The sequence below is a fragment of the Deltaproteobacteria bacterium HGW-Deltaproteobacteria-18 genome, assembly GCA_002841885.1.
Classification (GTDB): Bacteria; Desulfobacterota; Desulfovibrionia; order Desulfovibrionales; family Desulfomicrobiaceae; genus Desulfomicrobium.
The window spans coordinates 15,298-29,217 of sequence record PHBE01000021.1 but is presented as its reverse complement, the minus strand read 5'-3'; the positions used below and the strand labels follow the sequence as shown (position 1 = coordinate 29,217).

Below are 13,920 nucleotides of genomic sequence, written 5' to 3'. Positions count from 1 at the left end.
TCCAGCTCCGGCCCGCATCATGAACAAGGACCGGTCCATGCCTGAAGACGAAAAAGCGTATCCTCTCCATGAACTTGGGTCTGTTATGGAGGAATGCGCCAACAGCCTGCCCGCCCTCCTGCCCCGCCTTGCCGGGGTCATCAAAGACAGGGAAGAGGAATTTCTCGGACTCGGGGCCACGATTTTCGGCATCAATTCAAAAGCCAACACATTTTCCGCCACGGCCTCGTCCATGGCGTCTTCCGTTGGCGAAGGCGCACTGCACGCAGCCATCGGCGAACTGCAAACCCGGGCTGACGAGGCAAGGGCCGTGTTTTCCTCCGTCTCCTCCACGGAGCAGCAGCAGGGCATGTCCGAGGTGCTTGGGCTCATCCGCAGCCTGGACCAGGCCATGGCCCAGTTTTTCAACATGGTGCAGACCTTGAAAGTGCTCGAAATCACCACGCGCATCGAGAGCGCCCGCCTGGGCAGCGCCGGCGCCGGATTCACCACCCTGGCCGACGATGTCAGGGCGCTGGGCAAGATCATCGACGAGCACACGGAAAAAATCAGCGAACATTCGCACCTGCTCATGAACCAGGTGGCATCGGCCAACGAGCGCAGCAAAAAACAGCTCGAATCGCAGAATCGGATCGTCGAGGAAATGTTCACGGAGCTCTTTGCCGGGATTTCCGAACTTGAGGACATGCGCAACCACTCGGCAGTCCTGGTCCAGGAGTTGGCCAAAGGATCCCGCCAGGTGACCGAGAGCATGGGACAGGTCATCGCGTCGGTGCAATTCCACGACATCACCCGCCAGCAGGTTGAACACGTCGAGGAAATTCTGGATCAGGCCGTCCGGGAAATCGGCGCCCGCGCAGAGGATGACGGGAATCTTGGCCTTGGAGCCTGGGTCAGGGACGTATTGCAGCTCCAGGCTCCGCAGCTGCGTCAGGCCCAGGAAATGTTCTCCGGGGCCGTGAACGAACTGATCGGCAATCTGCGCTCAATCGGGCACGGCATAGAGGATCTGCACGGCAAGATCACTGCCGTGGCCTATGCGGACCGAAAAGGCGGAATGTCCATTCTCGACGCCATCCGGCATCACATCAGCGATGTCATGAACGCCATGCGCACCACCAGCGGACACATCTCGGAGACATCCAAAACCATGTCGCACATGGCGGAAACCATCTCCACGGTCAGCACCTTCGTGCACGGCATCGAGGACATCGGAGCCGAAATCGAACTCATCGCGCTGAACGCCCGGGTCAAAGCCGCCCACACCGGAGATCTGGGGCGCACTCTCGGGGTCATCGCCATGGAAATCCAGAACCTTTCCGTGGACGCCCGTACTCGCACGGGCGCGGTGGCCGAAATCCTGAACCGGATTTCCACCGTGGCCGACAGGCTCTCCACGCTGGCCAGAACCTCGGATGTGTCCGAGATGGTGGACGGCATCCAGGGCCGCTTTGAAACAGTGCTCGACCAGCTGGGCGGTCTTGACGACGAACTTGGAAAAAACATCTCGCACCTGTCGGAGCTCGCAACGCAACTTGTGTCGCAAATCAGCGCCGTGACCTCTTCCATCCACTTCCATGAACTGGTATCGGATCAGTTATTGAGTTTGGAAAAGGAAATCACGGTGTTGAAGGACAGCTTCACCCCCTTTTCGGCCACACTCGACACGGCCAGACAGCCCGAGAAATTGCGGGAACAACTCTCCCGCTACACCATGGACAGTGAACGCCTGGTCCACCTGTCCGTGCTCGGTCACCATGGGGACGCACATGACGATGGCGAGGTGGACCTGTTCGGCGACAATGACGTGGAACTTTTCGGCGATGACAATGTCGACCTCTTTGCAGATGACAACGTGGAACTTTTCGGCGACGACAATGTTGAACTTTTTGACGGGCAGCAGGACGAGGCGGATGCGAACACGCAGCCAAAGGACGCTCCCGGGAAGAAGGCCGAGCCCGAAGATGATCTCGGCGACAATGTGGAACTTTTCTAAAACCAGGAGCCTTTCATGTTTTCATGCACCGTCCAGGGCCCCCCGGAACATCCGGTCATAAAACTCTCCGGCAGTCTTACCCTCGAAAATTCCAGGGAAATCCACGCCGAACTGCTGGCCCGCCTGCCCCAGGCCAGTGCCATCACCCTTGACCTGGATGATTCGGAAAAATCGGATCTTTCTTTTGTCCAGCTCCTGTGCTCCCTCCTGAAGGACCAGGACAAGAAAATCAGCTTCAAGCAACTGCCCGCCCATCTGCTCGAAAATGCTGCAAGTCTTGGAGCGGACAGTCTCATCAAAGAAATAACGAATCGAACAGAGGATAATATATGAGCAAAACCATAATGACGGTTGATGACTCGGCCAGCGTCCGTCAGATGGTCAGCCTGACCTTGAAGGACGCAGGGTACGCGGTCATCGAAGCCAGCGACGGCAAGGATGCCCTCAGCAAGCTGTCCGGACCGGTGGACATGATCGTGACCGATCTGAACATGCCCAACATGAACGGCATCGAACTCATCCGCGCCGTGCGCGCCACCCCCCAGTACAAATTCGTGCCCATCGTCATGCTGACCACGGAATCCCAGGCTTCCACGAAAGAGGAAGGCAAGGCGGCCGGAGCTACCGGTTGGATCGTTAAACCTTTCAAACCGGATCAGCTCCTGGCGGTTGCCAAGAAACTGCTGCGCTAACCCGCCACCCTCGGAGCAAAAATGTCCAGAGAAGAACTGAACCGTCAGGCATTTAAAGAAGAAGCCCTGGAATTATTGGGCGAGTTGGAAACATCCCTGCTTGAACTCGAAGAAGATCCCGCCAATGACGATGTCATCAACCGGGTCTTCAGAGCCATGCACACCATCAAGGGCTCGGGAGCTATGTTCGGCTTCGAGGACATAGCCTCCTTCACCCATGAGGTCGAGACGGTTTTTGATCTGGCGCGCAACGGCCAGATTTCGGTGTCCAAGGAGCTTCTTGACCTGACTTTGCTGGCCAGGGATCATATTCTTTCCATGCTCGAAGGCGAAGAACACGGGCTGGGCGAAAGGGCTGGAGAGGTCATCCGGGGGCTCAAGGCGCTGACTCCAAGCCGGAAGGAATCCGAAGCCGCCCCTGTGGACAAGGATGCAGCGCCGACCTGCGTCACGGGTTCATCCATGAACACCTGGCGCATCCGTTTCGCCCCGCCCAAGAATCTTTTCATGAGCGGAACCAACCCGGCCTCCCTTCTGGAAGAACTGTGCGAGATGGGCGAACACCACGTCATCATGCATGTGAAAGACATTCCCGCCCTGCCCCAGCTTAATCCCGAAGACTGCCTGGTCTGGTGGGACATCATCCTGACAACGGCCAGCAGTGAGGATGATATCCGCGACGTGTTCATTTTCGTGGAAGAGGATAGCGACCTGACCATACAGATGGTCGGGAGCTGCCAGGGCATCGACGAAGAATCCTACAAGCTCATCGGCCAGATCCTGGTCGAGAAGAACGACATTACCAAGGACGCCCTCGAACGCATCCTCCTCGAACGCAAGCCCATCGGGCAGCTTCTGTCCGAGGCGGGGCTTGTAAGCTCGAGTCAGATCGAGGCAGCCTTGGTCGAGCAGCAGGAAGTCAAACGCCTGCGTCAGACGGCAAGCGCCGAGACCCAGCAGGCCTCGAGCATCCGCGTTCCGGCACAAAAACTGGATTTCCTGGTCGACCTGGTCGGTGAACTGGTCACGGCCCAAGCGAGGCTGACCCAATTCGCCAGCGAGCAGAACGACGCAAGGCTGCAGGCCATCTCTGAAGAGATCGAGCGGCTCTCCGATGAGTTGCGCGACAACACGCTCGGTATCCGCATGCTACCCATCGGGTCGACCTTCAGCCGCTTCAAGCGCCTGGTCCGCGACCTCTCGCAGGAACTCGGCAAACGTATCGTGCTTGAAACCCGCGGCGAGGACACCGAACTTGACAAGACCGTCATCGAGCGACTGAACGATCCGCTGGTCCATCTGCTCAGAAACAGCATCGACCACGGCATCGAAGGTCCCGAGGAGCGCGTGGCCCAGGGCAAGAGCCCGGAGGGTCGGATAGAGCTTTCGGCCGAGCACTCAGGAGGCGAGGTGCTGATCCGCATCATCGACGACGGCGCGGGCATCAACCCGGAACGTATTCGGGCCAAGGCCGTGGAAAAAGGCATCATCGCCGCAGACACGCTCATGTCGGACAAGGATGCGCTCATGCTCATCTTCGCGCCGGGCTTCTCCACGGCCGACAAGGTCACCAGCGTCTCCGGGCGCGGCGTGGGCATGGACGTGGTCAAGCGCAACATTGACGCCCTGCGCGGCCGTGTCTCCCTGGAGAGCGTCCCGGGACAGGGCACCACGATTTCCGTCCGCATCCCGCTGACCCTGGCCATCATCGACGGCTTGCAGGTCCAGGTCGAGGACAGCTACTTCATCATGCCGCTGTCCGCCGTGGAGGAATGCGTGGAGCTTATCCGCAAGGACAGGAACCGCGCCGATCTCATCAATCTGCGCGGCCAGATGGTGCCCTATGTCAGCCTGCGCGCCGGTTTTGAAATCCCGGGACAGACTCCGGAGATCGAGCAGGTCGTGGTCTGCAACTCCCAGGGGCGACGCGTCGGCATTGTCGTGGACCGGGTTATCGGCGAGCACCAGACCGTCATCAAAAGCCTGGGCAAGGTCTATCAGGACGTTCGCGGAATATCCGGAGCCACCATCAAGGGCGACGGGAGCATGGCGCTCATCCTCGATATCGCTGCGCTCGTGGCCTGAACCATGTACGACGCGAACGGCCAGGCCGCTCCCCTCATGACCGACAAGGAACTCAAGCAGTTCAGCGAGTTCATCTATTCGGAGCTGGGCATCAAGATCACCCAAACCAAGAAGACCATGCTGCAGGCGCGCCTGCAGCGGCGGCTGCGTACACTGAGCATAAGGTCCTACGGGGAGTATCTTGACTATCTACAGACTTTGAAAGGGCTTGAGGTCGAGTTGCCCCAGATGGTCGACGCGGTGACCACCAACACGACCAGCTTCTTCCGCGAACCGAAGCATTTCGAATATTTGGCCCAGAACATCCTGCCGCAGTGGCAAAGAAAGCACCCCGGCCAGACCTTCGCCGTCTGGAACGCGGGCTGTTCCTCGGGGGAGGAACCATACACAACGGCCATGACGCTCATGGACTACCATGAACGGATAAACCCTCTGCGTTTCACCATAGTGGCCACGGACATATCCACGGATATTCTGAGAAAAGCCGCACGCGCCGTATATGAGGATGAAAGAATCGGGACCATCCCGGTGGAGTTCAGACGCAAGTATCTGCTGCGCAGCAAGGACAGAAGCAAGCGGGTCGTGCGCATCATCCCGGAATTGCGCGAAACGGTCAGCTTCAGACGGCTCAATTTCATGGATGATTTCCAGTTCCGCGAGAAAATGGACCTGATCTTCTGCCGCAACGTCATGATCTATTTCGACAAGAAGACCCAGCACGAGCTGGTCCAGAAATTCTGTAACCACCTCGAACCGGGCGGACATCTGTTCATCGGCCATTCCGAGAGTCTGGCCGGGTCGGACCTGCCGCTCAAGCAGCTGGCCCCGGCCACCTACATGCGTATCTGACCGCCCTCGTGTCAGCGCTGGTCATCCAGGGCAGGCAGTTTTACCCAGAAGGTCGTGCCTTTGCCTTCTTCCGATGAAACCCCGCCCTCCCCGCCAAGATAATTCTCCGTCAGCAATTTGATGGAATACGTTCCCAGTCCCCGATCACTCCCCTTGGTCGAGAAAGACCGCTTGAAGACCTGAAGTTTGACCGATTCGGACATGACGGCAGAATTCGAGACCCGGAACACCGCCATGCCCTCTTCGCGACGCAGGCCGGCGGTTACGATTCCCCCCGAAGGGCTGGCCTCCAGGGCATTGATGAGCATGTTGACCAGAATCCTGCGCAAAAGCGAAAAATCCGAAAACACGGTCACGTTGACGCTGTCCGCGTCAAGATGGATGTGCTTGTCGAGGGCCTTGGGATGGGGAGAAAATTCTCCGATCAACGATTGAACGATCTCAAGCCCCTGCAGCGTGATCCTGGAGATCGCGTATTCATTTCTCTCCAGGGACAAGAGCTGTTTCTGCTTCTGAATCTCGTCGACCAGGGCAAAGAGTGAGGACCGGGCCATGTGCGCGATCTCCCGGGCGTCCTCGGGGACTTCGTTCAGAAGGATGTCGACAAGGTTTCTGGCCCCTCCGGCGGAATTCAAAATGTCGTGAAAGAAAATCCGCTCCAGTGCCTGGCGCCGTTTCTCATCGCTGATGTCAATAATAGTCAGAACGAAGTATGTTCCCTCCCCGGTTTCCCAGGGTGACGCGAAAACCCGCAAATCCCGGGCCACGGTGGCGCCGTGCTTATCCTTGCACAGCAGCTGGCATTCGCGCTCGGCCTTTTCCCTGGTGGACATGGCCTCAAGCATCGCCCGCATCGCACCGCACTCACTGCAGTGCTGGGACGTTCCGCAGCCGCTTTTTCCGGTTTCGCAGTAGATGCAGGCCATGGCCTCGCCAGGACGTCTGGCCAGAAACGAACTCACATCCTTCGTGCCCAGAAGATCATAGAAAGCGCTGTTGCTGAAGACGATCTGGCGACAGGAGTTGTAGACCAGAAGCGGCAAAGGAAAGAAATTGAAATATTGTGAACCCAGATGACTGCCGATGCGGGCGTTCTGCGCCTCTATATCGCTAAGGGGCAAACGTTCGCCGGGAGCGCACAGGGCTTGACGTTCTTTGTTCATTGAAGACCGCTTGTGTGGAATGTTGACGCGAAATTACGCTGGATGTTTCAAGGTCGCGAATAATTGACAAGTGTTCTTTCACGTTCGACCATGCTCGCGGGTTTGGCAAGAAAATCGTCCATCCCGGCCCTATGCATCACCTTTCGCTGGTCAATGGTCATCATGAGCGGATGAGACATGATCAAGCTTTGGTGAAAAAGGCGAAACAGAAATCCCGTCAACAGGTCGATGATCCGCCGCTTCTATCCGCGACGGGGAGCGTGAAATAAAAAGTAGAGCCCTTTCCCGGGGTGCTTTCAGCCCAGATTGTGCCGCCGTGCTTCACGACAAATTCCTTGCACAGAATGAGGCCAAGGCCCGTGCTCGCCTCGCCCTCCGTACCGGGGCGCGAGATCTTTTTGTCGAGGGAGAACAGCGTGGACAGGGTGCTTTGATCCATGCCCACACCGTCATCACTCACCGCGACGATGATCATGTCCCCGCTTTGCCGGGCCGTGACAATCACCTCTCCTCCCCGGTTCGAAAACTTCAGGGCATTGGACAAAAGATTGCGGAGCACGGTGCCGATCATGGGCGGGTCGATATCCGCAATAAGATCGTCCGGGGTGTCATCACGCACGGTGATTTTTTTTTGTTCAGCAACTGAATGCTTGAAATCAACACTCGACTTTATGAGCTCCTTCAAAAGAAAAGGACTACGCGAACATGTCAGCATGCCCTGCTGCAATTTTGCCCATTCGAGAAGATTTTCAAGCAACGCAAAAACGCGCACGGAACTATTGTACAACGCATTAAGCGAGTTGTTGACTTCCTTCATGGTCAAGTCATCGAAATCCTCGACCAGAACCTTGGTCAGGGAAAGAAAAGCGGATATGGGTGATTTGAGATCGTGGGCAATGATGGAGAAAAATCTGTCTTTTTCCGCGAGTGCATTTCGAAGTTCCTCGTTGACCCGCCCTATCTCCTCTTCGGATTTTTTGCGCTCGGTGATATCGCGTACTGACGCCACGCGCATGGTTTCGCCGTTGATCTCGAAATTCCGGGCCTCAAGCTCGACAAAAAAGACTTCGCCGTTTTTCTTCACAAATCTGACTACGTAGGGCTTGGCGTATTCCTTGACGATATTCTCGCGAACAACGTCCCGATCCTCTTCATGGACAAGCAGTTCCAGAATGTTGCGACCGAGTATCTCCTGCGGTTCATAGCCGAGAATTCTGACCAGGGAGGCATTCAAATCCACGACGACACCCATTTTGTGAATGACGATTCCCTCCATGGTCAGATCGGAAAGCAATCGATAGCGCATTTCGCTCTCGCGGCATGCCAATTCCGCTGATTTGCGGTCGGAAATGGCGCGACAGAAACAGACAAACATGCCCCCGTGCTGGCTGAGGTAGGACACTGAGATTTCCACATCGAAAACACTGCCGTCCTTTCTGCGGTGTCTGCTTTCAAAAAGTTCGGAACCGTTTTCGACGATGCGCTCTATTCGCTCACCGGTCATGGCGCCATCTTCCGCTGCATCCAGGTCGCTGATGTTCAGTCCTTTGAGTTCCTCTTTCGTATATCCCGTCATGCGACAGTAGGCGTCGTTGACATCGGTCAAACGTCCATTTGCATCAATGACCCAGAATCCGTCCTGGGTAGTTTCCAGAATGGAAGTCAGGAAACTCTCCCGCTCAAACAAGGCCTTTTCCGCCCTGTCCTGATCAGTTATGTCGCTCAGAATCAGAAGCAGGCGACGCTTTTGGGCCGATTCCTGACGCTGGTTCTCGATTTTGCCCACGCAGCGCACCCGGCGATGGCTGCCCTGCAGGGTAAAGCTCAATTGCTTGCCTTCGGGATTCTTGAAAAATGCCTTGAATCGCCCCAGAAAAGACGAACGGTCCGCCGTGGCTATGAAATCAACCAGCGCCTTGCCGCCAAGCAGACGCGAGTCCCTCTCGACCATTCCGGCAAAGGTCTGGTTGGTCTGAACGATGATCCCGTTCTGGTCGATGGTCAGATATCCGACCGGGGCGTCATTGAAGAGACGTGCAAAGCGGTCCCGTGCGAGTTCAAACTGCTTCTGGGTGTCACGCAATTCCTCTATCTGAAGCTCAAGCTCGATCTGGTGCACCTGATACTCATGGAACAGGGCCTTGATCTCTTCCAGGGAAAGATTTTCGACGTTGCCGACTGAATTCGCCAGACGAGCCTCGGCCTGCTCGCGCAAAATCCTTTTCTTGGCTTCAAAAGTATCTGTCATATCCTACATGTCCTGATTGGCGGTTATCATTCACTCCCAAGAAATGAAGGCTTGATCAGGGGCGGCGAAGATGGCGAATTGGCTGCTGCCGGCTTTTTCGGCTTGCGGGAAAAATTTCTGGGCATTCAATGACCTCGTGAAGACTGGATTTCAAGGGGCTTCAAGAAAGCCGGAAGCATTGCAGCACAAAATTTTTTCTAAGGATCGCGGAGTGTTCTGATAAGCATGCTTTTCAAGCATCTCCTCCAGATTCTCCCGGCTGACCGGTTTGGAGAGATAATCATCCATGCCCGAATCAAGAAACTTCTCCCTGTCACCGGCCATGGCATAGGCGGTCAGGGCGATGATGGGAATATCCCGGTGCAAGGCCAAATCAGGTTCGCAACGAATGGCCCGGGTGGCCTCAAGACCGCCCATGACAGGCATCTGAATGTCCATGAAGACGATGTCGAAATCTCCCTCGCGCAGTAGGTTCAGCGCCTGGATGCCATTTTCGGCCAGCGTCACCGCATGGCCCGACTTTTCCAGCAATTTGCGGGTCGTGACCTGATTGGAAAAATCATCTTCAACCAGCAGCACGCGCAGCCCCTTTGCAGCTCTAACGGTCGTCTCGGCGCGCACCTTTGCGGGGGCAGCCCTCTCCAGGGACTTGAAAGGCAGGACCACATGCACCTCGGTACCCTCACCAAGAACGCTTTCCATGTAAATATGCCCACGCATGAGCTCGACCAGTCGGCGCACGATGGCCAGTCCCAGCCCGGCGCCCTGATACTTGCGGGTATAGGATCCCTCGACCTGCGCGAAAGGCCTGAACAGATCCTTGAGTTTGCCCTCCGGAATTCCGATTCCCGTGTCGTAAACGGAAAAAAGAAGTCGCTGCTCATGATCCTTTAAGGGAGCAAGCGGGACTATCTCCAGTCGGACCCGGCCCTTGTCGGTGAATTTCAGGGAGTTGCCGACCAGATTGAAGAGAATCTGGCGCAGCCTCGCCACACCGCCGACGAGAACAGACGGTAGCGCAGGATCGATGACATACTCAAGGGAGACGGTTTTTTCGACGGCATTGACGGCGAAAAGCTCGGTCACGGAATCACACAATTCGCGCAGGCTGAAGTCCTCTTCAACGACCTCCATCTTGCCCGCCTCGATCTTCGAGATATCGAGCAGATCTGTCAGTAACCGGGCCAGGCGCTCCGAGGACTTGATGGCCATGGAGACGAATTCGCGCTGCTCTTCGTCCAGGCGTGTGGTCTGCAAAAGCTGCATGAGGCCCATGACGCCATTGAGCGGTGTGCGAATCTCGTGACTCATGTTGGCCAGAAATTCCGATTTGGCCTTGTTCGCGGTTTCGGCGGCATCCCTGGCCTTGATCAACTCCATCTCGGCGTGTTTGCGTTCCGTGTCGTCCCTGAATTCGACGCTGCGGACCAGCTTTCCCTTGTAGGGGATGTTTCTGGCTTCAAGGCGCAAAGGATATTCCTCACCGTTCTTGCGCACGCCGAACGCATCATACGCTTTTTCGTACCCGGACAGGATTTTCGCCATGACCATTTCCCTTGATCTCTCGGCGATAAGCTCAAGACCGTTCATGCCGATCAATTCGTCAGTGCGGTAGCCGGTAATGGCGGACAGCCCCTGATTGCAATCTAGGATGACCCCTTTGTCATGAATTGTTATGCCTCCAAAAGAGGCATTGTGCAGGGCCTTGAAGCGGGCCTCGCTTTCCAGCAGCGATTCCTGGAAGCGCTTTTGGTCCGAGATGTCGCGTATCACCGACAGGTGCAACCCAGGCAGGAAATTCGCCACCGCGCTGTACTCGACAGTAAGATGCGCGCCGTCTTTCCGCTTGATCACATGCTGCGCAAGACGGGCCTCCTTGGATTTGAAACCCTGCCACAACTCTTTGATGCTCGATTCTGATTCATGCGCGGGCAGATCGAAAACGCTCAGCTCCAAAAGCTCTTCCCGGGAACGCCCCGTGAGACGGCAGGCGGCGGGATTCACATCAACGTACCGACCTTCATCGTCGGCAATCATGATGGCATCGAGGGAAGTGTCGAAGACGGCCTTGAACAGGACTCTGCTCTTGCGCAATTCCTCTTCGGTCTGCGTCCGGTCCACGACTGCCTGGATACTGTTCAAGAAGGCATTGATCTGCGCCACGTCGTCCTGACCGTAATCCGCATCGCGGTTGGCCACGGCGGCCACGGCAGTGATCTTGCCATGGGAAAAGAAGGGCACCACCAGAAGCCTGCTCAAAGGCACGTGGCCCCTGGGCAGCCCTTTTTTGGCGGGATGTTCCGACGCGTAGTCGTTGATGATGAGCGGGACCCGGTTGCGCACCGCCTCGCCCCACATCCCGGCTGCCGCAAACGAAAAGCACATCGGCCTGTCCTGGACAAAACAGTCCTGCATGGCGTTCTCCGACCAGGAATGCAGGGTCATGCTCTGCGCGGACTCATCGACAAAGCCGTAAAACCCGTGCTCGCTTCTGGTCATGCGCGTAAGGGATTCGAGGATGTGATCGGAAATACCCTTCAGGCCCACGCCGGAAAGCGAGGACACGCTCCAGAGCGCCGCGAGTCTGGCGTTGGCCGAGGAGATTGCCTCGTCGGCCTGCTTGCGGGCGGTGATGTCCGTGGTGAACCCTTGATAATGCGAAATTTTGCCATGGGCGTCGCGCACGGCCCTGGCGGTCCTGGACACCCAGACAATGCTGCCGTCCCGCCTTTTGAACCTGCTTTCGAAGTTGACCACTTCGCCATGAAGCTCAAGCAGCCGCTTGAACTCCTCCCTTTCGGCCGGATCCACGTAGAGCTGCGATGCGATGTCGGTGATGAAGGCCAGGACATCCTCGAGCGAATCGTAGCCGAACATCCTGGCCCAGGCGGGGTTTACGTACAGATATCGACCGCCGGGAGTGGAAGAGAACACGCCGATGGGAGCGCTTACCAGAAGGTCATCCACATCCTTTAAGCCATGAAGTTGCGAGGCCTGCCTTGCTGTCTGATCAGAAGCCATGAAAGACTCCGCAAAATAGCGACACTGCCATCAGAGGCTCCATGGTATGCTGGCAAAAAGTGGGGAATGGATTCAAAAATGCCTCGAGTAAAAAATAATTTCGAATTACGAGAATAATCTTGGAAGCACCTGCCGGTTGCATTTTTGTCCCACTTATCAGGGATTGATCTTGCATCAGGGGGGCAGGCAAACGCGAATCAAAAGCTTGATTCCAGCACTCACCTGCTATTTCCAAAATAACCGATTTTTCGGAGACAAGTCTTTTCGTAAGACATTTTTTCCCAGGATGCTTCGGAAGTCAAAACATTTGTCCAGGAGTTTTTTTTGAGCACTATTTTGGCAAGTTAAATAAATGTTGCGGCAAGACAATCCACTGCAGGTTCCTCGGACAATGCAGATGCTTGCCCAAAAAATATGTCATACAATAAACGTATGACAAAAATATACGGAATGTTGTTTTCGTCATGAATCGCGATCAAGACCATGTGCCTGCGTGTCGCATATCTCATGATCACGATTCGCCGTGAGAATTTTTTCATCAAACCGGGCGAGATGGCGCAGAAAGGGGCAGACCCCCATCCTTGAAATTCAGCGACTTCTCGACTACGTATCATGATCTCCACATTTCAAGCAGTTGGGAACAATTTTGTACACAGATCTCCTGCAGTTTATTTTCAGCGGCCTGACAGGCGGTGCCATCTATGCGCTCATCGCCCTTGGCTTCTGCGTGGTCAGCAACACCATGGGCATCGTCAACTTCATCCAGGTCGATTTCGTTACCCTGGGCGGAATGTTCATGTTCTCGGCGCTCTTCGCCCTGGGACTGCCGACCATCCCGGCGCTTGTGCTGGCTGTCTGCCTCGTGGCCCTGGTGGCCATGATTGTCGAGCGGGTAGGCTTGCGCCCGGCAAGATCGGACAACCATCTGGTGCTCATCTTTTTGACCGTGGGCCTGTCCATCATTCTGCGCGGAATCATCAAGATCGTGTGGGGCAAGAACCGCATGGCGGTCCCCCCGCTGACCCCTGATGTTCCGGTCCAGATCCTGGGCGCGAGCGTCTTGCCCCAGGCCTTGTGGATCCTGGGCCTGACCATGATTGCCATCGCTGTCCTGACCTGGTTTTTTCACCGGACCTCGCTGGGCCTGTGCATGCGCGCCGTGGCCTCCAATCCCACGGCAGCGGCCGTAGTCGGCATTGCATCGGGCCGCATCCGCCTGACCAGCTACGCCATCGCCGGAGCCCTGGGCGGCTTGGCCGGAGTGCTGGTCACGCCCATCACCACGCTCAACTACGATGTAGGAGTGCTGCTGGGCCTCAAGGGATTCGCCGCCGCCATCCTCGGCGGCTTCGGCTCATTCCCCGGAGCCATCCTTGGCGGCCTGGGCCTTGGACTTCTGGAATCACTGTCCGCAGGATATCTTTCCAGTGCCTACAAGGATGTTGTCGCCTTCGTGGTCCTGCTGCTGGTCCTCTTCGTCCGCCCCAAGGGGTTGTTGGGCAAGTGAGACTTTTCCCTGATTGATTTTAAGCTTTCCTTTTACATACAGCGCACAACCAAGGCTTGGCGGGATGGGATTTTTGATGGCCGACTGTTTGACTGAGCCAGGCATCGTTGGCTTGACCGTTGCCCGGCGAGTTTGGCAATGCGCGCGTCCTGCACGCGACGGCCAAGCCTTACGAGGCCCGCGAAGGAGTTTCGGCCAGCGACGATCCCATCCCGCCAGGCCGACGCCATAGATCGAAAATGGGCAGGCACGGGGGCATGCCCCTACGACGGCCACCCTCTCTTGCCGTTCTCGACTTCTTCACGGCAAAACACTAATTTACGCACTTTACCCCCGGCCAAATCGATTATACTTTCCCG

At 56.5% G+C, this 13,920-nt stretch carries 9 protein-coding genes; 6 read left to right on the top strand and 3 right to left on the bottom strand.

Annotated features, from left to right (window positions below):
- Nucleotides 1-19 precede the first annotated feature (19 nt).
- From CVU60_16095 to CVU60_16075, 5 genes are read left to right on the top strand one after another with little or no spacing between them, the layout of a single operon-like run.
- The gene (locus tag CVU60_16095; protein ID PKN40356.1) at nucleotides 20-1,996 is read left to right on the top strand and encodes a hypothetical protein; all 1,977 of its coding nucleotides are present in this window, start codon (nucleotides 20-22) and stop codon (nucleotides 1,994-1,996) included.
- A gap of 15 nt (nucleotides 1,997-2,011) precedes the next feature.
- Nucleotides 2,012-2,329, top strand: a complete 318-nt coding sequence (locus CVU60_16090; protein ID PKN40355.1) for a hypothetical protein — start codon at nucleotides 2,012-2,014, stop codon at nucleotides 2,327-2,329.
- Nucleotides 2,326-2,688, top strand: a complete 363-nt coding sequence (locus CVU60_16085) for a two-component system response regulator (protein ID PKN40354.1) — start codon at nucleotides 2,326-2,328, stop codon at nucleotides 2,686-2,688. The genes CVU60_16090 and CVU60_16085 overlap by 4 nt, the downstream gene beginning before the upstream one ends.
- Before the next feature lie 21 nt (nucleotides 2,689-2,709).
- The gene (locus tag CVU60_16080) at nucleotides 2,710-4,773 is read left to right on the top strand and encodes a chemotaxis protein CheA (GenBank protein ID PKN40353.1); all 2,064 of its coding nucleotides are present in this window, start codon (nucleotides 2,710-2,712) and stop codon (nucleotides 4,771-4,773) included.
- A gap of 3 nt (nucleotides 4,774-4,776) precedes the next feature.
- Nucleotides 4,777-5,622: a chemotaxis protein CheR gene (locus CVU60_16075; protein PKN40352.1), complete on the top strand. Its 846-nt coding sequence runs from the start codon at nucleotides 4,777-4,779 to the stop codon at nucleotides 5,620-5,622.
- A gap of 11 nt (nucleotides 5,623-5,633) precedes the next feature.
- On the opposite strand, the gene CVU60_16070 is transcribed toward CVU60_16075, so the two are convergent.
- The 3 genes from CVU60_16070 to CVU60_16060 all read right to left on the bottom strand — a co-directional run bounded on the left by CVU60_16070 (nucleotide 5,634) and on the right by CVU60_16060 (nucleotide 12,054).
- Nucleotides 5,634-6,785, bottom strand: coding sequence for a histidine kinase (locus CVU60_16070; GenBank protein PKN40351.1), 1,152 nt, complete (start codon nucleotides 6,783-6,785; stop codon nucleotides 5,634-5,636).
- 217 nt (nucleotides 6,786-7,002) lie between these two features.
- The gene (locus CVU60_16065; GenBank protein PKN40350.1) at nucleotides 7,003-9,033 is read right to left on the bottom strand and encodes a hypothetical protein; all 2,031 of its coding nucleotides are present in this window, start codon (nucleotides 9,031-9,033) and stop codon (nucleotides 7,003-7,005) included.
- Nucleotides 9,034-9,183: 150 nt separating this feature from the next.
- Nucleotides 9,184-12,054 (bottom strand): hypothetical protein, encoded by a 2,871-nt coding sequence (locus CVU60_16060; GenBank protein PKN40349.1) that lies wholly within the window; start codon nucleotides 12,052-12,054, stop codon nucleotides 9,184-9,186.
- Nucleotides 12,055-12,697: 643 nt separating this feature from the next.
- Between CVU60_16060 and CVU60_16055 the strand changes: the two genes are divergently transcribed.
- Nucleotides 12,698-13,561 (top strand): branched-chain amino acid ABC transporter permease, encoded by an 864-nt coding sequence (locus CVU60_16055; GenBank protein PKN40416.1) that lies wholly within the window; start codon nucleotides 12,698-12,700, stop codon nucleotides 13,559-13,561.
- The last annotated feature ends 359 nt before the right edge of the window (nucleotides 13,562-13,920 follow it).

Excerpts from the sequence above, each read along its gene's own strand:
- CVU60_16095 (PKN40356.1), top strand. The coding sequence starts at position 20 with ATGAACAAGGACCGGTCCATGCCTGAAGACGAAAAAGCGTATCCTCTC.
- CVU60_16090 (PKN40355.1), top strand. The coding sequence starts at position 2,012 with ATGTTTTCATGCACCGTCCAGGGCCCCCCGGAACATCCGGTCATAAAA.
- CVU60_16085 (PKN40354.1), top strand. The coding sequence starts at position 2,326 with ATGAGCAAAACCATAATGACGGTTGATGACTCGGCCAGCGTCCGTCAG.
- CVU60_16080 (PKN40353.1), top strand. The coding sequence starts at position 2,710 with ATGTCCAGAGAAGAACTGAACCGTCAGGCATTTAAAGAAGAAGCCCTG.
- CVU60_16075 (PKN40352.1), top strand. The coding sequence starts at position 4,777 with ATGTACGACGCGAACGGCCAGGCCGCTCCCCTCATGACCGACAAGGAA.
- CVU60_16070 (PKN40351.1), bottom strand. The coding sequence starts at position 6,785 with ATGAACAAAGAACGTCAAGCCCTGTGCGCTCCCGGCGAACGTTTGCCC.
- CVU60_16065 (PKN40350.1), bottom strand. The coding sequence starts at position 9,033 with ATGACAGATACTTTTGAAGCCAAGAAAAGGATTTTGCGCGAGCAGGCC.
- CVU60_16060 (PKN40349.1), bottom strand. The coding sequence starts at position 12,054 with ATGGCTTCTGATCAGACAGCAAGGCAGGCCTCGCAACTTCATGGCTTA.